The sequence below is a fragment of the Flavobacterium sp. H122 genome (assembly GCF_004959765.1).
Classification (GTDB): domain Bacteria; phylum Bacteroidota; class Bacteroidia; order Flavobacteriales; family Flavobacteriaceae; genus Flavobacterium.
This window is the reverse complement of the sequence record NZ_SJZD01000001.1, coordinates 392,937-416,841: the sequence shown is the minus strand read 5'-3', so window position 1 is coordinate 416,841 and position 23,905 is coordinate 392,937. Positions and strand designations below refer to the sequence as shown.

Genomic DNA, 23,905 nt, shown 5'->3' with positions numbered 1-23,905 from the left:
ATGATTATAGAGCCTAGAATGCGTGGGTTTATATGCTTGACAGCTCACCCTGAAGGTTGTGCACAGAGTGTAAAAAACCAAATTGCATACGTAAAATCTAAAGGTAAAATCAACGGACCTAAACGTGTATTGGTTGTTGGAGCTTCAACAGGTTTTGGATTAGCGTCAAGAATTTCAGCAGCTTTTGGAAGTGATGCTGCAACGATTGGTGTTTTTTTTGAAAAAGAACCTGCAGAAGGTAAAACAGCAACTCCGGGATGGTATAACTCAGCAGCTTTCGAGCAAGAAGCTAAAAAGGCAGGATTGTATGCTAAAAGTATCAACGGTGATGCGTTTTCAAAAGAAGTAAAACAACAAACTATCGATATCATCAAAGCTGATTTAGGTCAGGTGGATTTAATTATATACAGTTTGGCTTCTCCGGTACGTATGCATCCTGAAACAGGTGTTTTATACCGTTCGGCTTTAAAACCTATCGGACAGGTGTTTAGTGATAAAACGGTTGATTTTCATACAGGTGTGGTTTCTGAAGTTTCTATTCAGCCTGCTGTTCAGGAAGATATCGATAACACAGTTGTGGTTATGGGTGGTGAAGACTGGACAATGTGGATTGATGCTATGAAAGAAGCCGGTGTTTTGGCTGATGGTGCTACTACAGTTGCCTATTCTTATATTGGTCCTGAAGTGACTGAAGCTGTTTACAGAAAAGGAACTATCGGACGCGCAAAAGACCATTTGGAAGCTACTGCTTTTGAAATCGATGCTAAATTAAAAGATATTAACGGACGTGCATTTGTGTCTGTAAACAAGGCGCTGGTAACTCAGGCTAGTTCGGCTATACCGGTTATTCCTTTGTACATTTCGTTATTGTATAAAACAATGAAAGCCAAAGGAATTCATGAAGGTTGTATCGAACAAATGCAGCGTTTATTTGCAGATAGATTGTTCAATGGATCTGAAGTACCTGTTGACGAAAAAGGAAGAATCCGTATCGATGACTGGGAAATGAGAGATGATGTTCAGCAAGCTGTTAAAGCACTTTGGGCTCAGGCTGATACTGAGACTCTTAAGGAAATTGGTGACTTGGCAGGATATAAGAGTGATTTCTTAAACCTGTTTGGTTTCGGGTTTGATGGGGTAGATTATCTTGCCGATACAAACGAAATGGTTCAGATTGAAAGTATACATGCTTAAAATATTCTTAAAATGTTAAAAAATGCCATCAATTGTGATGGCATTTTTTGTTAAAAACGTACCTTTGTCAAAATTTTATTGAAGAATGGATTTCTCTTTCATAATCCCAGTTTATAATAGACCAGATGAAATTGACGAGCTTTTGGAAAGTTTGACAAAACAAACGTATACTAAAGCATTTGAGATTATTATAGTAGAAGATGGTTCAACTGTGCCTTGTGAACATATTATAGATAAATATCGTTCGAAGTTAAATTTAACGTATTACTTGAAATACAATTCAGGACCCGGTGATTCCCGTAATTTTGGAATGCAGTATGCAAAAGGGGATTATTACTTGATTTTGGATTCCGATTGTATTTTGCCTCCACAATATCTCGAAGAAGTTGAAAAATCTTTAACTGAAAAATATGTTGACTGTTTTGGTGGCCCGGATAATATGCTGCCAAGTTTTACTGCTATCCAAAAAGCAATCAACTTTACAATGACTTCGGTATTAACCACCGGAGGAGTTCGTGGCGGTACTGAAAAAATTGAAAAATTCCAGCCCCGTAGTTTCAATATGGGGATTTCCAAAAAAGCTTTTGAGGCTTCTAAAGGATTTTCAAACATTCATCCTGGTGAAGATCCTGATTTGTCTATCCGTTTATGGAAAATGGGTTTTGAAACCAAATTGATTCCTTCGGCATTTGTATATCACAAGCGACGCATTGACTGGGAGAAATTCTACATTCAGGTAAACAAATTCGGAAAAGTCCGTCCTATTTTAAATAAATGGTATCCTGAATATGCAAAACCAACATTCTATTTACCTTCTTTATTTGTTATAGGTGTATTTGTGGGAATCATTGCAACTTTTTTCTTTTTATTTGACTGGATTTTAAAGCTTTACTTTTTGTATACAATAATCATCTTTATTGCTTCTACTTACAAAAACAGAAGCTTAAAGGTTGGTTTTTATACTATAATTGCATTATGGCGCCAGTTTTTTGGCTATGGAATGGGCTTTATAGAATCATATTACAAGATTAATATCCTTAAAAAAGAACCACAGGAAGCATTTCCGGAATTATTCTTCAAATTGTAATGACTAAAATTATTGGTTTAACAGGCGGAATAGGTAGTGGAAAAACTACTGTTGCCCGACTTTTTCAAGCCGAAGGCATACCAGTTTATATAGCCGATGAAGAAGCAAAAAAAATTATGGATTTGCCGGAAACTGTTAAGAAAGTATCGGAAAAATTTGGTAGCAACATAATTTTTGATGGTAAAATTGACAGGAAAAAATTATCAGAAATTGTTTTTAACGATCCTGAAAAATTAAAAACACTTAACGGAATTGTACATCCTTTGGTTAAAAAACATTTTGATGATTGGGTAAAAGCACATGAAGAATTTCCGTTTGTTGTTAAAGAAGCCGCAATATTATTTGAAAGCGGCAGTTATAAATATTGTGATTTAATTATAGCAGTTGTCGCTTCAGAAGAAATTAGAGTACAACGTGTAATTGATAGAGATAATACTACAAAAAATGCTGTTCTTGACAGAATGAAAAATCAATGGACAGATGAGCAAAGAATTGGGAAGAGTAATTTTGTTATAAAAAATGAAAATTTTGAGGAAACTGAACTACAATTTCGAAATATTCTTAAAAAATTGAATAATTTTCAATAAAATCTTCAGTTGTTAATATTTGGTTAATTTTTTTAACATTCAAATGTTAAAATATTATATTTGTTTCAATGAATAAGAGTTTGTTTCGCTTTGTAATTTTTTTAATGACCATTTCCCTTTTGGGGATTATTGCGGTACAGGGTTATTTAATCAATGCTTCTTTCAAAAATAAAGAAGAACAATTTAAATATCAGGTTAAGCAGGTTATTGATAATGTTGCAAAAAACGTAGAAGAGCAGGAAGCGTATTCTTTTTTAAGCAGGTTTAACCAGATTAAGGATAGTATAGGTAAAGCTCCCGAACGTAGTGAATTGATGAAGTTTTTTTATGTTGAAAAAAATGAATTGACAAATCAGACAATTATTTATTCAAATAGTATCATTCCGGAAGATTATTCAGTTTCATCATCGTTCTTTGATAAAAATAATGATTCTACCCGCATTAAAAATTATGTTGCAAAACGTGTAACCGAAGTTTATAACGAAAGTACAATGAATGATAAGGCTATTAGCTCTCAAGAGGTAATGCCTTCAGAACGAATTGAAAAAAAAGGTATAGTTGAAGTACTGGATAAAGCAACTTTCGAGCTTAACTTCAAAGATATTGCGGCAACCAGACAAATCCGTCAAAGAGTTTCTGTAGAACAGCTTCAGTCTTTATTCAAGCAGGAATTAAAATCACTTGGTATAAACACTCCTTTTGAGTTTGGTGTCTATAACAATGGTTTGGCAACCAAGGTAAAAACAGAAAGTTTTAAGTATGATAAAAAAAATACCTACGACACACCTCTTTTTACTGATAATGACGGAGTAAGCAAATATCAATTGATGCTGAGTTTTCCTAAAAAGAAGGTATTTCTTGCTTCTGATCTGATAGGAATTGCAATGCTCGCTTTTTTGTTTACATCGATTATTATAGTGGCTTATTATACAGCTTTAAAACAATTGAATACGCAACGTCATATTTCTGAAATTAAAACCGATTTCATTAATAATATGACACATGAGTTTAAAACGCCTATTGCAACTATAAATCTTGCTTTAGACGCGATAAAGAACCCGAAGGTGATTGATGATAAGGAAAAAGTGCACCGTTATCTTCAAATGATTAAAGATGAAAATAAACGAATGCATGCACAGGTGGAAAATGTATTGCGTATTTCTAAACTCGAAAAGAAAGAACTGGACATTAAAAAAGAAAATCATAATGTTCATGATGTGGTTGAAGAGGCAATCGAGCATGTAAGCCTTATAGTTGAGGACAGGGAAGGTGTTATCAGAACTAATTTGAAAGCAACAAAAACAACAGCATTACTGAGTGATATTCATTTTACCAATGTGCTTGTAAATGTTTTGGAAAATGCAGTAAAATATACGCCGGACAAACCAATTATTGAGGTTTCAACAGAGAATATTAAAAATTTTATCGTTATCAAAATAAAAGATAACGGTATTGGGATAAGTAAAACGGCACAAAAGAAAATTTTTGACAAGTTTTACAGGGAACATACAGGTGATATTCATAACGTGAAAGGTCACGGACTTGGATTAGCTTATGTAAAACGTATCGTAGATGACCATCATGGAGAAGTGATGGTAGAAAGCGAAAAAGGGAAAGGAAGTACATTTATAATAAAATTACCATTAATTGTTTAATTATGGAAACAGCAAAAAAAATATTATTAGTTGAAGACGATCCAAACTTTGGATCAATTCTCCGCGATTATTTAACCATGAACGATTTTGAAGTGACGCTTGCCAAAAATGGTATGGAAGGCTTCGAAAAATTTAAGAAGGACGAGTATGATTTGTGCATCCTTGATGTAATGATGCCTTATAAAGACGGATTTACATTGGCTAAAGAAATCCGTGAAAAAAATAAAGAAGTGCCGCTTATCTTTTTAACTGCAAAAACAATGAAAGAAGATGTTTTGAAAGGTTACAAAGTTGGTGCTGATGATTATTTGAACAAACCTTTTGATTCTGAGGTGCTGTTGATGAAAATCAAAGCGATTATTCAACGCAAAGCTTCTGAGATAAAGGCTGATACCGCTAAATTTGAATTTGAGATTGGTAAATTCCATTTGAATTCCAAGCTTCGTTTCCTGACTTTTCCAGGGGATGAACCGGTTAAATTGTCTCCAAAAGAAAATGAGTTGCTTAAAATGCTTGCTTTGCATGAAAATGATTTAATGCCTCGTGAATTAGCCTTGACAAAGATTTGGAGAGACGATAATTACTTTACATCCCGCAGTATGGATGTTTATATTGCCAAGCTTCGTAAATACCTGAAACAAGATGAAAACGTTGAAATCCTGAATATTCACGGTGAAGGTTTCAGACTTGTAGTGAAGAAATAAATAAACATAAAATTTAAAAGCCCTGTAATTAATTTTACAGGGCTTTTTTATGATTAATTAGTTTGTAACATCTTCATCTGTTAACTTATCATCAACAATCTTATTGTTATGAAGTTGAACAGGAGTACCTTTTTTCTTCATTCTTAAGTTCAGGAATTCCACAAATAATGAGAAGAAAATCGCAAAGTATAAATAACCTTTAGGAATACTATGTACTTCTGTACCTCCGAAGAATTTTAATTCTGCTAAATGTGAACCTTCAGCTAAAAGCATTACACCAATTAAGATCAGGAATGACAAACCTAAAATCTGAATTGTTGGATGTTCATTTACGAATTTAGAAACCGGACCGGCAAAAATCAACATAATTATAATTGAAATGATAATTGCGCCAACCATGATTTCCAATGCTCCTGCCGGACCAAAACCTACCGGAGGTTCTGCCGCACTTACAAGTCCTACGGCAGTCAGGATACTGTCAAATGAGAATACAATATTTAATAAAGCTATTTGGATAATAGCACCACTTAATGAGCTACTTGCTTTTCCTGATGCAGATTCTTCTTCACCTTCCAATTTATGATGTATTTCGGAAACCGATTTATAAAGTAAAAATAATCCACCGCCAAAAACGATTAAACTTTGCCCTGAAAGACCTCCTGAAACTAGACCCCAGTCAAAATCAAAAAATGAATTTTTCAGACTCATCACCCAAGTAATACCAAATAAAAGTATAACTCTAAAAGCCATAGCCAGTAATAATCCTATTCTTCTTGCTTTAGGCTGATCTTCTGCTTTTAATTTTCCTGAAACAATCGATAAGAATACAATGTTATCGATACCTAAAATAATTTCTAAAAAAGTTAAAGTCAATAATGCAATCCATGCATCCGGGTTCATTAATATTTCCATTTGTTAGTTTGATTTATACTTATCTTATACGTGACTAATCTATTTTTGTTACACTGCCTTTTTGTTTTTTTGCATCACCCACAAAAGAATATTCAAATTTATATCCTTCTTTGCTGGTGCTTAGTATTTTGATTTGAATAGCTTTTTTTTCCTGCATATTCTTTGGATGCATTTTTTGTAAAATATATTCACAGTCATTCACCCAGCGGACAGATGCTGTATCGGTTTTACCATCAAAAGTTTCGATTTGCAGCGAGTCATTCCGTTCAAAAACCGAAGTCATTTTCTTTCCGTCAATATTTTGGATAAATTCAAATTTTCCTTTTTTAAAATCTGTACAATTGCGTTCTACATTGTAACACGAAACTATGGTAAGCGATAATAGTAAAATTATTTTTTTCATTTTATTCTTTTTAGTTTTTCCAAAGGTATTTTGGCTAAAATATAAAGTAGTATATTGTCAAAGTTGTAATTATGATTTGTATAAAGTACAAGAAAAACTGATTTCTGGTTTTATTTTTTTCTGATTGCTCTTCAGAAAGAGTTGTTGAACAAAACCGAATGATAATCCACCACAATAATCCTCCAGCTTGATTATAAAAATCTGACATTATTTATTTCAGTTTATTCAATTCATCATCCGTAAAATTCCGAATACTTTTTTCTTTAGAGAATTTATCATTGTTGTAATCGTTTGATTTATTTTTCGGTATTGATAAACTGTTCCATTCTGTTTTTTTCATCATTTTGGCATAAAAAACAATCTGTCCTACGTGATAAGGGTAGTGGGCTAATTGTCTGTTGATTGCATCCATGACTGTGTGCCCTTCTTTTCGTATGTATATAATCTCTGAAAGTTGTTCAGGCTGTAAAGAATTGATGGCATTGAATAAACAATCCCAGCCTTTAGACCAGAAAGCCATTAGGTTTTCCTTTGTTTTGTAATTTTCTTCAAATTCTCCATCACGGTTTCTCCATTCCTTTTCACCATCAGTCGTGAGGAAATCCGTCCAACGCGATAACATGTTTCCTGCTAAATGCTGTACAATTACAGCAATTGAATTGGTGTCTTCATTGGCTGTAAAAAACAATTGTTCTTCTTCAATTTGATCAATAGCTTTCTCGGCTAAAGTTTTATAGTATAAAAACAATCGTTTTGCACTTTCTAAAAAAATACTATTTGTTTCCATCGAATAAACTTTTCATTATCGTTTGAATTCCTTTGAATATCAAATATATGGATAATAAACAGAATATGATTCCCAGCCCTAAGACAGGTATATAAAAAGGATGGTTCTGGTTTTTAAACGACATATGTATGATTGAAGGGCCAATAAACATAAGTGGTAAAGCAAAACCAAGGTGTTTTATTCCTTTATAAAGTATTTCTTTGTTGGTTGACATTATTTGATAATTTATATTTATAATATAAAGCAAAAATAAAACTAGTCAGTGATTGAATTATAAATAAAACCACAAAATAAATTATCCTTTCTAATCCGTAGCTATCGTTTATGAAATAGTCATTCATGCAATAAAAAATGACAATAAAATAAGTCAAGGTAAAAACCACATTTAAAACACTGTATTTTAGTACATGTTTCCATTTTTTTAGAATGACAATGCTCACTATCCAAAGAATTGGAAACAAAGCCAAAAAAGAAAGGAGTATATATAATTTCATTATCCTTTATAATTTTCTACCGCTTTTCTCACACTTCCATGTTCTTTCAGAAGTTTTTCAGCTTCTTCATAAGTAACTGGAATTTCTCCCATAATCATACGTACGCCACGATCGATTAATTTCACATTGCTGAGTTGCATATCCACCATTTTATTTCCTTTTACACGGCCTAACTGAATCATGGCTGCAGTAGAAATCATATTCAGAACCAGTTTTTGTGCTGTTCCGGCTTTCATACGGCTGCTGCCGGTCACAAATTCAGGGCCTACAACTACTTCGATAGGTAACTGAGCGGTTTGCGCCAACGGACTTCCCTGATTACAGGTAATGCAACCTGTGGCAATATTGTTTTCATTGCATTTTTCCAATCCGCCAATAACATAGGGAGTAGTTCCCGAAGCCGCTATACCTATTACCACATCATTTTCATTGATATTCCATTCCTGTAGATCTTTCCATGCTTGGTCTTTATCATCTTCTGCAAATTCTACTGCTTTGCGGATAGCTGTATCTCCACCGGCAATGAGTCCGATAACTAAATCAAAAGGAACTCCGAAAGTTGGAGGACATTCTGAAGCATCCACAATACCTAAACGGCCTGAAGTTCCTGCGCCAATATAAAACAAACGTCCACCCTTTTTCATTTGCTCCACCACTTTTGTAACTAAAGTTTCAATTTGTGGCAACGCTTTTTCAACAGCTAACGGAACAGTTTTGTCTTCGTTGTTGATGTTAGTCAGTAAATCATGAACCGACATTTGTTCTAAATGCTCGTATTTTGAGGATTGCTCGGTGGTTTTTGTGAATGACATTTTTTTAGTTTTAAATGATTTTAAACCAATAAATGGATATTATGGTGATTAAAGAAATTAGGTTTAAAATTATGAAATCAGTTTTAAAATATTTTTTTAAAGAACTATCTTTTGATATTAGATTTATTAATAAAAGTATTAAAAAATAAGGTATCATAGCTATATAATTTAATAGTAAACGCCCCAATAAAAATGTAATTTTATTATTCTTAAGTGTTTCTATTAATTGTTCTTGACTACCAATGTAGAATAGTGAAAAAAATACAATTATTATTGTTGTTATTATGAGTAAAAATATTCTGATTGCTTTCATATTTTACATAAAATAAGCCAACACAATCCCTAAAACTATCGCTGTCAGCTTAGCCATATTGAATTTATGTCCTTCACTGCTTTCGAAAATGATAGTAGATGAAATGTGGAATAAAATACCTATTACAAAAGCAGTAATTTCGGTTTGGAATTGTAATAAAAAGCTCGAGTCTGTTGCAAAAAAAGTGCCCAAAGGAGTCATTAATGCAAATACAAGCATAAAAATCAAACGTGAAATTTTATTTAAATGCGATTGAATTAAAAACGTGGTCAGAATGATGGCAATAGGGAAGTGGTGTATTGAAATTCCCCAGGCTAAATGATGGTGCTTACTCACAGGCATTCCTTCCAGTAAGGCATGCAGGCACAAACTGATAAACAATGCCCACGGAATATGATTCAATTTGTGATGTCCGTGTACATGACCATGTTCAGCACCTTGAGAAAAATATTCCAGAATGATTTGGAATACTATCCCAATCATGATGAACATTCCTGTATTGTTGTGCGTATGCTCGTGGCTTTCTGATACCTCGTGTCCTGAATATATTTCAGGCAGTAAGTGAGATATAGTTAATGCCAAAAGGAAAGAACCGCTGAAAGCCAATAAAAGCTTTAAATTCTTTTTGTTTTTAGGTTGTAAAAAAGTAGCTAGAACATACCCTAATACTACTGATAGAAATGGAATTATATAAATCATTTGTTAGTTTGTCAATTTGTGGATTTGGTTATTTGAAAAAGTATTATCAAATTAACAAATAACCAAATAACCGAATTAACCCTATTTAAAAATCATAATCAATCGTTCTGAATCGTTTTTGAAGAACTTACGCAATTTATAATCACCAAAAATATCCAAAAGATAAATATCTGCTTTTTCCATCATTGCTTCAAAATCTTCTAATTTTAGAGCTCTTACTTTTTCAGTAAAATGGAACTTTTGTCCTTTATCTTCAAAGTTGATTTCCTTAAAAATATGTCCGTCCTTCACATAACGTTTGATATGAAAATCGATTCCGTCAACGGTTTTAGTTTCTTCAGGAACCAAATTATCAATGACATAATTGGCATTCATAAAATCAATTACTGCAAAACCGTATTCGGTCAGACTCTCTTTAATTGCCATTAAGGTTTTGAAATTATCTTCCTCATTTTCAAAATACCCAAAACTGGTAAACAGGTTGAAAACGGCATCGTATTTTTCATCCGTAGGCACACGCATGTCATGTACTTTAAAATGAAGTCTGTCATTACCTGATTTTAATGCTTCTGCAATACTGTTCTCAGATAAATCCACACCTGTAACATCATAACCTAACTGATTGAGATAAATGGCATGGCGTCCTTTTCCACAAGCCAAATCAAGAATTCTAGCTTCTTCAGGTAAATTTAAGTAATGAGTAAGGTTATCCATGAACAACTGTGCTTCAGTATCGTCACGGTCTTTGTACAAAATATGATAATATGGTGAATCGAACCAGGTTTCAAACCAATTGTTTGTTTGTGAAGTATTGTTTTCTGACATTTATTCGGATTTACATGCAAATTTAAAGTATTTTTGCCAACCTATCTAAATTCAAAATTTGTTATTTCGAATTTATTTGGGATTTAGAATTTTTTATTTGGAACTTCAAGAGATTATGGAGCAGAACTTTAAAATGATTGCCAAAACACTTTTTGGATTAGAAGAAGTATTAGCAAAAGAATTACGTCAGTTAGGTGCGCAAAATGTTGAAATAGGAACCCGCATGGTGAGTTTTGTAGGTGATAAAGGGTTTATGTATAAAGCGAATTTGGCTTTACGCACTGCTTTGAAAATACTAAAACCAATACATCAGTTTAGAGCATTTAATGAAAATAGTCTGTATAAAGGTATTCAACAAATACAATGGGATGATTATTTGAAAGCAGATCAAACGTTTGTGATTGATACTACGGTACATTCGGATAATTTTAAGCATTCACAATTTGTGGCACAAAAATGTAAAGATGCTATTGTAGATCAGTTTAAGGCAAAATATGGTCATCGTCCCAGTATTGAAAAAGACCGTCCGGATTTGCGTATCAACGTACATATTGACAGAGATAATTGCTCTGTTTCTTTAGATTCTTCGGGAGATTCATTGCACCAAAGAGGCTACAAAACAGCTACTAATATTGCACCAATTAATGAAGTCCTTGCAGCAGGTATTTTGTTATTGTCTGGTTGGGATGGTAATGGAAATTTTATGGATCCTATGTGCGGTTCAGGAACTATTTTAGCTGAAGCTGCTATGATTGCTTGTAATATTCCAGCAAATATTAACAGAAAAGAATTCGCTTTTGAAAAATGGATGGATTGGGATAATGATTTGTTTGATAAAATCACCGATTCATTATTGAATAAAACACGCGAATTCCATTATAAAATAATTGGTTATGATAAGGCACCAAGTGCTGTGATGAAAGCGCGTACTAATATCACTCAAGCCAATCTGGATGAGTATATTGTTGTTCGTGAGCAAAACTTTTTTGATACTGAAAAAACATTGGAAGGACCATTGCATATGGTGTTCAATCCGCCTTATGGGGAACGATTGGATATTCATTTAGAACGTTTTTACAGAGAGATAGGCGATACATTAAAGCAGAGTTATCCTAATACAAATGCGTGGTTTATAACAGGTAATTTAGAAGCTCTGAAATTTGTTGGATTAAAGCCATCACGTAAAATAAAATTGTTTAACGGGAAACTTGAAGCACGTTTGGTTAAATACGAAATGTATGAAGGAAGTAAAAGAACTAAATTCCAGAAAGCTGAGTAATAACTTTCAGTAATCAAATTATAATTCATAATTGTAAGACATGAACAAAAAAACAAAAGGATTCATCTATAATTTTATTGGGTTTGCGGTATTCTTTTTTGCTACCCGATATTTAGTGGTAAGTTATACTCATTTGGAAGGGTTCTGGATTCCGTTTACTGCTTTTGTAGTGAGTACGATTCTCGCACCTAAATTTCAAACCGTAAAGACAAAAGATGGTGAAAAGCTTTTTATGAGTTGGATTTTCACCAAAGGACTTAAAGAAATTAAATAAAAAAAGCCTTCAATTGAAGGCTTTTTTTATTACTACTACTTCTTCTTATACAAAGGAATAAAATAAATCAAAGTATAATTCCAGCCTACATCAAAATTTCCCTCATAACTGGTTTTGCAACCAATAATGAATTTTGATTCTGTTGAATTAACCGGCTGTACACTGTAAGCTATTCGGTAGCATAACACTAATGATTTACTCTCTGAATTACCAAGAATGTATTTCTATAATTTTATATATCAGCATTTACAATCGTTATCAATTTCGATATCAAGAGATACTTTTTTAACACAAACTTTTTTAACACGATTAGTACCTAAATTCAAGCAGTTCAGCAATTCTGTTGCTGCAATCTTGCAATTATCATCTTTTATCGTTGTAACAGCATGTTTGTTGGCATCAAGTCTGTAAGTCATACCTCCCATAAGTATACCGTTTACCAAAATAGAAATAGTAATATCTTTCTGGGAAGCGTCCATTAGTTCAGATTTATTAAATGCAGTACCTTTCGTTACTTTTAAAGATAACATGCGCTTTTCTCCAGATTTCAATAACAAAGATTTTCCGGTCATTTCTGCTACTGAAATTTTCCATCCCTTATTTGTCAAAAAGTTTGGCAGTTGAATATGCACTTCAGCATTTGCCTTTTTCGGGAAAGAATTCCCAATAAAAAAGTTTCTGCCATCCAAATGAGCAAGCAAACTCTCACCAGATTCTGCGGGTGCTATGTCGACATTACGCTGACCTACATTATTATCATTCGGCACTAGGCGCCATTCGGGAATTGTATCTCCAACGGTAAAATTATCAATGTTACTTGGATCTTCTGCACAGGAAGCTATCATAAGCATGCAATCATGACCATATATATTAACATTTGGCGACCATGTAAATGGCCCCACAATAATCTCTTCTAAACTATTAGCACCTAATGTTGCAACTGGCAATCCTCCCACTGGTCCCATTTCCTGAAAATCACCGGGCCATACCAAACCTCCACCTGGTATACAATTGAAACCTCTAACCGTGATATTATTTGCTGTTAGGGTTCCGCGATTTTTAATTTTTACATAGGCGTAATTTGTAGAGCCCTTCACAGGATCCTCATGTATTAATCCACCATCGGGATGTGTGCGGTTCCAGATACTTGTATTGTTCCAAAATACTTCTTGAAAATCATATTCACCGGTGCGTCCATCTTCAATATATACATCAACAGCGGGTGGAGTACCTTCAGTTATAACTGGGGTTGGTGCTCCTGCAGGCTGAAACAATCCTTGCTTTTCAAATGCCCAGCGAATTACTTTGTTATACGCACCCCCTGAAATTCCTTCTGAGGTCCAGTCAAGCAAATCAACAGCCATTAAAGCATTACAAAAACCTAAGGGGTTGTTTGGATTTGTACCTGGAGTAAGCGTACTGATGGCGCGAAGAATAAGATATGTTGCCATACGTGATGCAAACTGTCTTTTGTTTAAATACGCTGAATCTCCGCCTATAGAACGATACAATCTGAAATGGGTAGTTCCCAGTATTTGTTCACTATTGTAACCTCCTAAATCTAAGCTGCCACCCCAACCCCAGCCTGAAGTAACATCTCTATTTAGCCATCTGTCCAATGGATTATAGCGAAATGGTGCATATCGAAAGCGTTCGATAGAGCCAGTGGCACGTAACTCAGAGGTTGGATCATTCTGAATACCCGCCAAACCATCTCCGGCACTGTGAGAAAATCCAAAGTTTGCTGTATTTACAAATCCATACAATACACCATGTCCCCCGATTTCGTGCCAGTGAACATATTTGTCTACCGCACGTCCGATTGAAGGATCAGTTGTGTTTGTATCATCACCATAACCATAACCACTATGGTCAATTCCAAATGATCCATTGCCAACGCAATGCGCATTTACGTCCGACTGATCAGAATGATCAATGTCAACAGGAAAAGTAGTTCCAGGAAAAAAGGTAGCTAGATTAAATCCAAGACTTTCCACAGTTGAAAAGAAATTGCTTGCATGGAAGTAGGCACTGACCGCTGCAAAATCATTAGTGCGAACATTGAAATCGAAATCACCACCACTGGTTGTTGGTGGAGAAACAGTGCGGCCATCGACATCCACTATATGAACATAAGTTCCACTTAGATGTTGTTTACCCGCATTATCTGGTGCATCAAGAGCTGGCAATGTAACGTCGTCCCGCAAAGCATTGAGTACTGTATTGGAATTATTTGCAGTATTGGTAAGCACTCCAGTTTTAGTCAGAGGATCTTGGTTGAAGACCAATCCATTAACACCAGCCGCTAAAGATTCTGCATACAGGATACTGGAAGTTTCTAATTCAACTAAGGCTAACCAATTCGACATTTCTTTTCCAGCCACTTTCCAAGCAAATGTAATTTCTGCAACAAGGTAATATTGTCCATCCTTAATGGATATATCAACTGGTTGAAGATCCAGTTGAGGATGGTCGTGTATTTCAGTATTAAAGCTGAATTTGTCGCGTTTACTTATTTGAGCTTCACCTTTCGGTTGTCTATTATCAGCATCAAACTTATAATAAAAAAATCGTCCCTGGTGTAATCTGGCTGGATGTTGTGATTTAAGATTAGCACTTGTTTTATTGAAATCTGAATGCAGTATAAAAGATCTCACTAAAGGGCCAGTTTTCTCATCATCAATTTGCCCCTCTTTTGTAAGAAGTTTGATATAAGGTCGGCTTTGAAGTGTTGCGAAAATCTCTTGGAAATACCGAATTTTATTCTCTGTGGGTAATTTAGCTTTGAATTCTTTGACAGTATTGTTTGCGGCATGCATCACTGCAATTGGATTTTTTTGCATTGTAATTCCAAGTCCTTTTCGCCAAATTGGGACATTATTCAACGTTTGTGTAAATTCGACAGTCACTGAATCAAAAAAGTGTCTTTCAACTGATTGCCTGAATTCCATTTCCTGGGTTTTTGGATTGAAATAATCCACTTTTTTATTAGCCGATTTCAATTGATTTGGAGTGATTTTGAATCTGTCCGCCATTTGGATAGCATAATCAATCGCTGCCTGGCGGGGAACCTCAGCTTCACAATCGTAAGGTTGCTGAAGGTGTAGAATTTGTCTTGCGACATCTTTATTGTCAAGAGTTACCATACCCTTGATTTTCTGATCAAATGTGGTTTTCATATTGTGAAAATTAAGTGGTTTTATTTAAAATTATTCTCAACTTTGTTATTCATAACGATTCGTGGCTTGGCGAAGGTGATGATTATGAAGTATAAAACTTTTTGCCATCACTGCACTTGATACGATGTATAAATGTTCAATTAACCACTCGCCACTTTCGCTAAGTTCATATTATTGCTTCATGTTATTCTTTTTCCAGTTTTCTGCTTACTCCCTTTATTGTTTTTAAAATGATTGTGGACATCACTGACAATTTGCGTATGGTGGTACCCCTACATTCAGTGATCTGTTTTGTAATTGCAGGCGATAAGTGGCAAGAACCTGATTTGTTTGAACATAATTAGGGTCTGTTAAGCTACCCCAGAGATAAAAAATAGAAGCAGCGCTGTCTGTTAATGTTGCACCTGGGTCTCCTTGTATGCTCTTCCAAGTAAGCTTGGAGACTGGCGTGGTGAAAAGCGACGGATCAATGACCATATCTCTTACTTGGAAGAAACCGGGTCCTCGCACGCATAACGTGGGCGCAACATGCCATCCCCAATAGACATTGCAGTTCGGGTTATTTTTTGTGCTGACGTGTAAGCTTCCCTGAATCCACACTTTTTTTGGTTTGAGTCCCATGTTGATCATCAAGCGACACATTTCATGAGCACGCCCCCAGCAACCATCATCAGGATAAAGAAATGGAATGCACGGTGGAGGAACTGTCAAAGGGTTGCAAGTTGTTGCGTTCATCGCATCGAAGACTTGTTGTGCTTTGACAAATGACAAGCACCTACACCATGGCCAAAACCAGCACCATATTATTTTGAGCCAGCATAAACGCCACTTTAACTTCGGAAGTAACTTTGGCTTAAAAAAAGGGAGTGGTGGTTCTCCCGGTTCTGGGGTATAGAGGTGAACATTAATAATTTCATGTGCATCATTTTCTGTTATGGTGACTGGTATCCCATCGCGAATTGAAACGCGAAGTAATTTTTCCATTTCAAGAAAATCAGGATTATCGATAGCCAACAAATGCCGAGCATGTGAAGAAGATATTTCAACGCTCATGAATCGTGAATCAATCTGTTGCATCTCAAATACCCGAGCTACATATGGAATAAGGATAAGCGTGACCGCTTCGCTTTTAGAATCAATTTCCATGTAGACAGGAATTCGTAGTTTGAAAACTCCTTCAAGAATCTGTGCGAATCCGGCTGAACGGGGATTGGAAGGATCTAATAAGACATGTCGACCGCCCTCCAATTCAATAGAAAGTTGGCGCCCTCCTTTCAAGAGTTCGGAAACATTGCCTTCAGTTGCGGATTTAAACCTAATTATTTTCGAAACGACAGTATTGGGATTTTGCATTTTATTTTTGTCAGTGATTATAGTGCTGACTCCGCACTGTTTAGTTTTCCTACTCTTTGTCGGATTTTCGGATTACTCCATTTTATTTTTTACTTTTTGAAATGTCTTTGCACTAACCTAACAAGTTTTCAATGTCGCCAAAACATGACGCATAACAACTTTAAAAAAAGATACCCTATAATTTGCCAATTAAAACGTTCAATTTTTATATGGTCATTTGTCAGATAATTCCTGTATTAAAATTATTGTTAGTTTGAAATAGAGTTTTATGGTTTTTCAGTTAAAATTCTATTTTTAATCCTTTTTCTACTTGAGTTATATGATTGAAGAGTGGAAACTTTTTATGAAATGGATTTTCAGAAAAGAGTTGAAAGAGATTAAATAATAATGAAATTCATATTGTCAACTAGAAAAACTTTTACATAATTCTTCAATATTTATATTTGTAAAATGGGTTAACCTTTTTTAATTAAGAAACTATGTTAATTACATATCTCTAAACAATGTTTCTCCTTTTATCAGCCATGAAAAACCAAAACTTTCCACAGCTAGAGTTTCCATCCAAAAAGTAATGTTGTGTTCATCATAATAATCCTCCGGGATGATTTTAAGAAAACCGGCAAAGATTGTTAGTATTGCCACAAACATTAATATTCCACAGACTCTATAAATCCTATTTCGGATAGTTTTTTTTGTTCCTCTATTTGAAGGTGATTTATCTGATTTAGTAAATAAAAATAGAGACATATAGGTTAAACAACTCAAAAAAATAGCTGCTGAAATATAATGGAAATTTTCCCTAAATGGACTTACATTTAAATGCATCACCGAAAATGGTTTTAGTGGATCACAACAACCTGAAAGATTGCTGGTTGGAAAACATACTACAGATATGGCAAAAAAACCAGCCACAGATGAGATAAAGAAATCAATAGGTTCTTTTCCTTTATAGACTATTAGAAATATGCCTAAAATACTCATTATACTTACAAAAATGCTGCTAACTCGGGTATAGTAATAATGACTGATGGACGGCAGAGGATTACTCATGCCGTTGTCAATATACAAAAATAAAAATAGGAGTAAAGGCAATGCCATTCCTAATATACCAATTAGTTTACGAAGAGTTATACTGTTAGTAAGCCATAGTGTGTCATCTTCTTTGAAGTCTACATTTAATGCATCGGTTATGGATGCTGATTGTTGATTTGTTTTTTTCATTGGATAGTATTTTATGGTGAAATGAATTAATTTGTCGTTAGATTATATGTTAATCCAAAACCAAAGTAGTTTTTGTATTGCCATACTTTTTCACCCAATTGTTCATTGGATATGCCCGTTGGATCAAACTCTTTCCCACGATATTCATCTTTTATTGTATTAACTTTTCCAATAGCCAATCCCCAAGAAAAACTAAATTTTACTTTTTTAGATGCTATGCTGATACCTGGACCTATTGCGCCAATCGGAGTAAGATCTTCATCAAAAGGAACAAAGAAACCCATGTTTAATGTTGGACGAATTAAATATCCAGTTCGTAAATAGATTTCTCCGTTTATACCAACTCCAACAGAATTTTGGTTTTCAGAGTCCATAAAAGTTCTTACATTTCCTGATGTTTCAGAAGGTTGTGTGTAAATAGCATTATTTTTGAGGTTGGTCATATATAACATGCCACCTAAATTAAAACCTATGCCACCAGAGGTTTTAAACACACCTACCTTCATCTCACTAATATTTGAATCATTACTGTTTTTAAGTTTTACTTTAACAGTTATTTCGTCATTTTCAGGAACTGTTATTGAAAAAGGTGTAATGGATAAATACTCTGGATACCAGTTTATGATTTTGCCCAGTATTTCAATGTCCTCTTTTTTGAAATCCTTGAAGTGGTTTTGATAGAATTCATAGATATTTTTTTTGTATTGTTCGATTATGTATAAGTCGTTAATATTTAATGATTTGTATTTTTCTAATGCATCTAAGACCTCCGATAGATTATTTGTTAATTTTGTTCTTTTCACAGAATCTTCACTTGTAGCTTCAATTTTGAAGGCATCTTCTGTTACTTTTTTTCCAATGTCTTTCAGTATGTCATTTATGCTGAGATTGTATGAGTAGTCGGAACCTGATATATCAACCGTTACTTTTTCCAAATCATGGAAATTATAGTTCCGTACAAAAATTGTTAAACTGCTGTTGACAGGCAGTGCACTTGCTTTTTTAAAATTGTCCTTGAAAGTATTCTTTTTTACTATTGTATCAACATTTTTTGCCTTAAAAAGACTGTTGTTGATTTTTTTTATGGTTTTTGAGGAGGCATCTACTATTAAATACCTATTTGATTTGTTATTGGGTAATTCATCGTTGTTAGTATCCTGAAAAATAGGAAATGGATTTTGTGATACAAAATCATATTCAGTTTTCTTTATAGTTGGTTTTTCAATACATTTTTTTAATTCCTTAACAAATATTTTTTCGGTTTTACAAAAAAACAAAGGCTGTGCATTTTCTTCTAACTCATTTTTTTTCCAAAAAATTATTTTGTCTTCAGACGCTACCTTTTTATAGTTAATAATATCTTTAAATAAAATTATCTTTCCGTCTGTTGCAATATTGAAAGAAGCTTCAGTTATTTTGACATTCTGGGTTGGATCATTAGTGAAAATCAAGTGTATTTCCTTTTTGTCGGCGACATCACTATTGATATCTAATTGTCCGGCTTTTACTTCTACCTTGATTTGTGAATTTGCAGTATTCCATGCTGTAAAAAGGAGCAGTGTAATAATTAATTTTTCCATAATTCTAGTTTATTAGTGTTAGTTAATGGTTCCTCCCTGAAAATATAAGCATAGTCATCACTTTTTGCGACTATGATTCCTCTTGCAAGCAGTACCGTGTTTTTATCCTTAATTTTATAATATACTGTTGAGCCACTGTCTCCTTTACTTATATTTTGGATTCCCGGTGATGATGAAGCAATTTTAAATAAATACAATTCCTTTGTATTTGTGAATCCCTCATATTCTACATAACAAGTAGTTGGACTTCTGAATGCGTGAAAATTTATTTTTTTAGAAAAAGCACCATACATACTCATGCTGTACTCATCAATATCGATGAGTTTATCAATATCAATTTGTTTTTTAAATAAGTCATATAGTGCTTTTTCAATTTTACATATACAGAGATCAAATCCGTAACTATCATATTGTCCAAATTTGTAATCTATAATTTCCCCAGTATGTGTATTATTATCTCCTACAACAAACCGTACCATTTTGAGACTGAGCTTATGATTGGGATTGTCTTCAAAATTCTTGAATTCTTCATCATCTGCAAAAACATGTAGATTGCTTATTGCAAAATATTCGTTTCCATCCTTGTAAACTGAGAATGAGCCTCGAGATTGATTGGTATTATAAATGTTTGCATTATGAGCATAGCAGATTGGAGATGAATCAATAGATGATACAGCGATCAGTCTTGAAGTACGCTTGTATTGAAGGTAATCTTTTAAGTAAAAAACATTGTAATTTATGGTTATGGAACCACTGAATTTAATTTGGTCTAATTCATCTTGTGCTTCGGGGGTCGTAAATTCTACTTCAATTATCTTAATGTATAGTTTTGACCTTTCGTCTAATAATGTATGTATTCCATGAGAAACAACTCCTTTAATAGTTTTTATTTCTTTTTCATATTTTCCATATAATCCTTCTACGATGCTATACTGAGACGTTTCTGCGCGAGCCATCACCTTATCTGCAGTATCATAATCGGTAAAGGTTTTATTTTCAGAAAGAGCCTGTTGTGTGTTTTTAAATTTGAAAAGTAAGTCTAATAAGTCATGCCAAAACTTTGATCCCAAGCTTAAAAAAACACCTACAAAAACATAGCCAATAGTGTGGTTTATTATTTTCAGATATTCAGTATCTTTTTCTCCTCCACTTAATATTAAAAAAAGGATAGTGAATAGAAACCAAAGTAAAAATGGTGTCCTTACATAATATTGATTAACAACCGTATTATTTTCTTGTAATTTGTTGAAAAACATTAAACTCAACGACCACAAGAAAGTTAATAAATAAAAAAATCCGATTATTTTAGCTTTGTCAATGTCATCCATTAGCCAGCCTTCTATTATTACTACATCCTTGTTAGTTGTGCTAGAAGTTATTTTTTTTATAATCTCAAAAAAGTTGGCATTTGTTAATGCTGCAATAATGATACCAATGATGATATTAATAATCATTACTCGATATTCTCTTTCTTTTTCTCCGCCTTCAGTAGGCTGTTTGTATGCCAAGATTTGAAGTTCAGCTGAAAGAAACCACTTTAATTTTTGGTTTTTGTCGATATAAATAAATGGAATGTAAATTTTCTTGCTCTGAAAATATAATTTAATAAAATTAGAAGCTCGTTCAGATATAAAGCTTAGCATCATCATGATGATACTGAAGGCAATTAAAAAATCGGTTAATGACATGATAAGTTGAATTTAGTTTTATGGTTTATCATTTTTCTAATCTCATGTGATTATCTTCTGTTTTGATTGGCTACCCTATCCCCAGTTTTCCAAAAGTCTTTGGACCTACAATTCCATCAACTTCTAATAGATTCTTAGCTTGAAATGCCTTTACTGCTTGCAAAGTTTCCAAATCAAAATTACCTGTAACAGGGAGTTTTAACATCGGTTCTTTAGAGTTTAAAGCCCGTTGTACTTCAGTTACCATAAAACCAACATTTCCACGTCGGAGATAACTGCCTGACACGAATTTAGATTTTGCCACAGCTATTTGGTTGGCATCTTCCTGTAAAGCTCCAGCAGTAACAGCATCCGCAATACCTGTAACTGACATGCTGTTTTTTGATTGATAATCTTTAAGCATTGTTTCAGTTTGATTGTCAAACCAACCGTCAATTTCTATGTTATAACCTAAGGCGTAGAGATATTTTTGAATTTGAACAACTTCCGAACCTCTTTCGCCTTTACTCAGTGTATCTACTTCCGGTATAACTGTTGATTCACTGTAGACTCCCGGGTTGATAAATGATTTTATAATGTTTCGGGAACGAATGCGCTTCATCACACGGCCACCATCACTATTATTTGCACCAGAAGTATTGCCTTCCCAAGATTCTATTGCTAATCTATCAGGTGTAGTCCATCGAATAAAGATTCCAATATGATCGGCATGACCGTTTCCTTCCCAGTCATAAATTACGATATCACCTGGTTCAGGATTTTTTGTCAGCATTCCTTTTTCTCTGTAGTAATTATGTGCCGATTGACAGTGATGAATGCCATTTTTTGTTTGGATATGTCCCAGAGGGTGACCAGCGTGATGAAGCACCCAGCTTATAAACATAGCGCACCATTTCTGTCCGTTTAAGGAAGGTTCATACCATTGACTATAGAATGTTTTGTTACTGTTAGGAGGTGATTCTATTGTACCTTCCTGTGATTTTGCTTTGTTGAGTACATCTTGTCTTGACATAGTCTTGCTTTTTTAATTATTCTTAATTAAAAATCTATCTGTAATTTTGTGGTGATTTTTTATGAATTTTAAACTATAGCTCTCTTTCAAGTAAAAAATGGATTGGGTAATTCGATTAATTTTATCAGTAGAAGAAATGATTAAACAGATACAGGTTCTGTTTTTTTTTTAAAATTATTATTATCTTAAATTATGACACATAAGTAGATAGCACAAATGTGGTTTAGATGTGTTGGATACTTTGCTGGAATGTAATAATTGAAAACTCTTCTTAGGGTTGTTGAAAAGTTCAATTTAGTGGTGAATGATAATGCTTGAAGTAAAAATTACATGTATTTTGAAAACAGTAATATTTATCGCTTTACAATTTGGATAAATTATTTGATAGTATAGCAAAATTCAAAATACAATAAATACTTTTTTACACAAAAAGCACTAGTACAAAAACATTTTAATATTTATCAAATTATTGGGAGATGTAATTGATAAATATTGCATTTTAAATATTTAGTCTTACTCTTAAATTGGTACACTAAATTTAACAAATAAAATGATACAATCCAATAATTATTTTTAAGTTTTTTTTAAGGATTGTTTATGACTAATTATGCTTTTAACTAAAAAAAAAACGAATAAAAAAATCCCAAACCTTTATTTCTAGATTTGGGATTTAATTTATTTTTTCTTTTTATAGAAAGGAATAAAATAAGTTATAGTGTAATTCCATCCGACACCAAATTTCCCATCATACGTTCTATTGAAGCCTGGAATATATAGGTTGTCAAAATTTTCAGGTTTTTTTTCTGTAAGTAAGTAATTTAAACGTAAGCTAAAGCCTGCATATACATTGTTAAAAAGCTTGGCTTTCATTCCGGCAACAACTTCTGCCCAATGCGCCGATAAACCATTATATTTAGTTCCAGCTGCAACTTCAGGTGCTTGAGGGAAGTAACCTGAATTGTCATATATTTTATAACTGTTTAACTGCTGGCTGAAAGTACTAAAACCATATCGAACACCAAGATGAATCATGTTTTCCATATTTAACCAGTTCTGGTAAAAATTATTGTCAAACCCTGCTTTGAAATAACTTCCTTTGGTGGTGAAATTTAATCGGTCGTCATCCGTCGTTTTGTTTTCGTTTCCTAATTCACCGGCAATGTACATCTTTTTGGTAATCCTATAATCACCTGCAAGTTCAAAACCTTTATAGTCTTTGTCATATAAAGTACGGGCCAGTTTGGAAATATCAGCTCCAATACGCAATCCATAACGTTCTGTTTTCTTGATAGTGTCTTTAGGTTGTTCCTGTGCCTGAATTGCAATAGAAAACAATGTAAGAAGCAGACTAAAAGAATATTTTAACATGTGTTTCATTTTCGTTTTCTATAATTGATTTTTGGACAGCAATTTCCTGAATCCAGTTTTTAGGTGTACTTAAAGTCATTCCGTTAGGAGAATTCAATGTAAAAACTGTTTTGTAACCACAAGCTCTGGAGATATAAACATCTTTTCTAGTGTAATTGATGTCAATTTTATCTTCTAATGCTAAAGTGGTACTTTTTGAATTTAAAATAAAAGAATAACTTACTGTATTTTCATTAACTTTTAGAGGAAGTTCAATTTTGCTTACCCCATTATAATCTAATGAAGTAGTCATACCATCGGCAGTAACTTTTAAGTCGGTTACTGTTTTTTTGTTGGTTGGATTATTGTTGTCATAAAACTCAATAATCATCCTTGGAGTGGTAGGTGTTCCTTCTTCACAGATATCATCTTTTTCACAGTTGAAAAAGGCCATTGCAAAAAGGATAGTGAATAATCCAAAAAGTATTTTTTTCATATTA

The 23,905-nt window shown here is 33.6% G+C and carries 23 protein-coding genes; 7 read left to right on the top strand and 16 right to left on the bottom strand.

Features of this window, described 5'->3' with window-relative positions; translation table 11 throughout:
• From fabV to EZM65_RS01980, 5 genes are all read left to right on the top strand, one after another.
• Nucleotides 1-1,194: an enoyl-ACP reductase FabV gene (gene fabV / locus EZM65_RS02000; protein ID WP_136666844.1), complete on the top strand. Its 1,194-nt coding sequence runs from the start codon at nt 1-3 to the stop codon at nt 1,192-1,194.
• A gap of 85 nt (nt 1,195-1,279) precedes the next feature.
• Entirely contained in the window at nt 1,280-2,281 is a 1,002-nt protein-coding gene (locus tag EZM65_RS01995; protein ID WP_136666843.1) for a glycosyltransferase family 2 protein, read from the top strand.
• Nucleotides 2,281-2,868, top strand: coding sequence for a dephospho-CoA kinase (gene coaE, locus EZM65_RS01990; RefSeq protein WP_136666842.1), 588 nt, complete (start codon nt 2,281-2,283; stop codon nt 2,866-2,868). The genes EZM65_RS01995 and coaE overlap by 1 nt, the downstream gene beginning before the upstream one ends.
• 68 nt (nt 2,869-2,936) lie before the next feature.
• Entirely contained in the window at nt 2,937-4,523 is a 1,587-nt protein-coding gene (locus EZM65_RS01985; RefSeq protein WP_136666841.1) for a sensor histidine kinase KdpD, read from the top strand.
• Nucleotides 4,524-4,525: 2 nt separating this feature from the next.
• Nucleotides 4,526-5,227, top strand: a complete 702-nt coding sequence (locus EZM65_RS01980; protein ID WP_136666840.1) for a response regulator transcription factor — start codon at nt 4,526-4,528, stop codon at nt 5,225-5,227.
• A 57-nt stretch (nt 5,228-5,284) separates the two neighbouring features.
• On the opposite strand, the gene EZM65_RS01975 is transcribed toward EZM65_RS01980, so the two are convergent.
• The 7 genes from EZM65_RS01975 to EZM65_RS01945 form a co-directional block, all read right to left on the bottom strand.
• Nucleotides 5,285-6,139, bottom strand: a complete 855-nt coding sequence (locus tag EZM65_RS01975; RefSeq protein WP_136666839.1) for a TerC family protein — start codon at nt 6,137-6,139, stop codon at nt 5,285-5,287.
• Between the two features lie 34 nt (nt 6,140-6,173).
• The gene (locus EZM65_RS01970; RefSeq protein ID WP_136666838.1) at nt 6,174-6,542 is read right to left on the bottom strand and encodes a DNA topoisomerase IV; all 369 of its coding nucleotides are present in this window, start codon (nt 6,540-6,542) and stop codon (nt 6,174-6,176) included.
• A 211-nt stretch (nt 6,543-6,753) separates the two neighbouring features.
• The gene (locus tag EZM65_RS01965; RefSeq protein WP_136666837.1) at nt 6,754-7,329 is read right to left on the bottom strand and encodes a DUF1572 family protein; all 576 of its coding nucleotides are present in this window, start codon (nt 7,327-7,329) and stop codon (nt 6,754-6,756) included.
• Nucleotides 7,316-7,543: a DUF6095 family protein gene (locus tag EZM65_RS15685; RefSeq protein ID WP_136666836.1), complete on the bottom strand. Its 228-nt coding sequence runs from the start codon at nt 7,541-7,543 to the stop codon at nt 7,316-7,318. Before EZM65_RS15685 ends, EZM65_RS01965 begins: the two co-directional genes overlap by 14 nt.
• Nucleotides 7,544-7,822: 279 nt before the next feature.
• Nucleotides 7,823-8,635, bottom strand: a complete 813-nt coding sequence (gene murQ, locus EZM65_RS01955; RefSeq protein ID WP_136666835.1) for an N-acetylmuramic acid 6-phosphate etherase — start codon at nt 8,633-8,635, stop codon at nt 7,823-7,825.
• Nucleotides 8,636-8,951: 316 nt separating this feature from the next.
• A complete protein-coding gene (locus EZM65_RS01950) occupies nt 8,952-9,647 on the bottom strand; it encodes a ZIP family metal transporter (protein WP_136666834.1) in 696 nt (231 codons plus the stop codon).
• An 81-nt stretch (nt 9,648-9,728) separates the two neighbouring features.
• Nucleotides 9,729-10,472: a cyclopropane-fatty-acyl-phospholipid synthase family protein gene (locus tag EZM65_RS01945; RefSeq protein WP_136666833.1), complete on the bottom strand. Its 744-nt coding sequence runs from the start codon at nt 10,470-10,472 to the stop codon at nt 9,729-9,731.
• A 115-nt stretch (nt 10,473-10,587) separates the two neighbouring features.
• Between EZM65_RS01945 and EZM65_RS01940 the strand changes: the two genes are divergently transcribed.
• Together EZM65_RS01940 and EZM65_RS01935 are read left to right on the top strand one after the other, a co-directional pair.
• Nucleotides 10,588-11,751 (top strand): class I SAM-dependent RNA methyltransferase, encoded by a 1,164-nt coding sequence (locus EZM65_RS01940; protein ID WP_136666832.1) that lies wholly within the window; start codon nt 10,588-10,590, stop codon nt 11,749-11,751.
• Nucleotides 11,752-11,791: 40 nt separating this feature from the next.
• Nucleotides 11,792-12,025, top strand: coding sequence for a hypothetical protein (locus tag EZM65_RS01935; protein ID WP_136666831.1), 234 nt, complete (start codon nt 11,792-11,794; stop codon nt 12,023-12,025).
• A gap of 35 nt (nt 12,026-12,060) precedes the next feature.
• On the opposite strand, the gene EZM65_RS15840 is transcribed toward EZM65_RS01935, so the two are convergent.
• The 9 genes from EZM65_RS15840 to EZM65_RS01895 form a co-directional block, all read right to left on the bottom strand.
• A complete protein-coding gene (locus EZM65_RS15840; protein WP_371682981.1) occupies nt 12,061-12,213 on the bottom strand; it encodes a DUF6048 family protein in 153 nt (50 codons plus the stop codon).
• 51 nt (nt 12,214-12,264) lie between these two features.
• Nucleotides 12,265-15,204, bottom strand: coding sequence for a hypothetical protein (locus EZM65_RS01930; RefSeq protein ID WP_136666830.1), 2,940 nt, complete (start codon nt 15,202-15,204; stop codon nt 12,265-12,267).
• A 243-nt stretch (nt 15,205-15,447) separates the two neighbouring features.
• On the bottom strand, nt 15,448-16,557 hold the full coding sequence (locus EZM65_RS01925) for a protein-glutamine glutaminase family protein (RefSeq protein ID WP_136666829.1): 1,110 nt from the start codon (nt 16,555-16,557) through the stop codon (nt 15,448-15,450).
• A 486-nt stretch (nt 16,558-17,043) separates the two neighbouring features.
• Nucleotides 17,044-17,778 carry a hypothetical protein gene (locus EZM65_RS01920; RefSeq protein ID WP_136666828.1) on the bottom strand — a complete coding sequence of 245 codons (735 nt, stop codon included), beginning with the start codon at nt 17,776-17,778 and terminating at the stop codon, nt 17,044-17,046.
• A 26-nt stretch (nt 17,779-17,804) separates the two neighbouring features.
• Nucleotides 17,805-19,358, bottom strand: a complete 1,554-nt coding sequence (locus EZM65_RS01915) for a hypothetical protein (RefSeq protein WP_136666827.1) — start codon at nt 19,356-19,358, stop codon at nt 17,805-17,807.
• On the bottom strand, nt 19,346-21,046 hold the full coding sequence (locus tag EZM65_RS01910) for a hypothetical protein (RefSeq protein WP_136666826.1): 1,701 nt from the start codon (nt 21,044-21,046) through the stop codon (nt 19,346-19,348). Before EZM65_RS01910 ends, EZM65_RS01915 begins: the two co-directional genes overlap by 13 nt.
• A gap of 70 nt (nt 21,047-21,116) precedes the next feature.
• Complete coding sequence (locus EZM65_RS01905) at nt 21,117-22,058, bottom strand: peptidoglycan-binding protein (protein ID WP_136666825.1); 942 nt, start codon at nt 22,056-22,058, stop codon at nt 21,117-21,119.
• Nucleotides 22,059-22,733: 675 nt separating this feature from the next.
• Nucleotides 22,734-23,426 carry a DUF6048 family protein gene (locus EZM65_RS01900; protein ID WP_371682980.1) on the bottom strand — a complete coding sequence of 231 codons (693 nt, stop codon included), beginning with the start codon at nt 23,424-23,426 and terminating at the stop codon, nt 22,734-22,736.
• The gene (locus tag EZM65_RS01895) at nt 23,407-23,901 is read right to left on the bottom strand and encodes a DUF6452 family protein (protein WP_136666823.1); all 495 of its coding nucleotides are present in this window, start codon (nt 23,899-23,901) and stop codon (nt 23,407-23,409) included. Before EZM65_RS01895 ends, EZM65_RS01900 begins: the two co-directional genes overlap by 20 nt.
• Nucleotides 23,902-23,905 lie beyond the last annotated feature (4 nt).